Source organism: Aerococcus sp. L_32 (genome assembly GCF_050689315.1).
Window position 1 is genome coordinate 1 of the sequence record NZ_JBOEQF010001047.1, and the last position, 650, is coordinate 650.

1 protein-coding gene is annotated in these 650 nt (G+C 41.4%); it reads right to left on the reverse strand.

The features are described from left to right. On the reverse strand, window positions 1-650 hold a 650-nt coding region (locus tag ACRCJ0_RS18120), incomplete at both ends, for a phosphosulfolactate synthase (RefSeq protein ID WP_431391526.1).

Here is a 650-nt window from a genome sequence, read left to right on the forward strand (position 1 = left end):
ACGTCTGGACCGTAGTTTTTAATGTACCAAGAGAATACATCCGGATCAGCTGCTTCAAACATGACTTTTTCAGTACCTAATTCCGAAGCGAAACGGGTAGCGATTTCTGTTCTCCAACTAGCCACACTTTCAGTGATCCCTTCAGACTCGATCATCAACATGTAAGCCCCAGCTTCTAAACAACGTTTACCTACTTCAATCGCTTGAGCTGGATCAAGTAGACCGGCTGCTTCATTTTGTTCGATTGTGTTGGTACCACCTGAACCGAATTGCACACCGATTTCTGGTTTGGCTAATAGACCGGCATCTTGCACGCGTTCTACTAGACGGACAATGTCATCAGTTGGCATAGTAATAAATCCTGTAGAGATTTCAATGATGTCAAAACCAACACGTTTACATTCGCTAATGTAGTAGTCTACCGCTTCAATTCCTTGTGTTAAAACATATTCCATGAATCCACCTGTAGATACTTTGACACCATATTCATGCGCCAAGTCTAAAATTTTAATCAATTCTTCTTCAGGCATTAAGGTGAAAGAACCACCAGCAAATTTCAAGATATCTACATGTTCACCCATTGTTTCTAACACATCGCGTAAGTAGCGTTCACCCATAACCGTATAGTATGGTCCACGGATTTCTGTAAT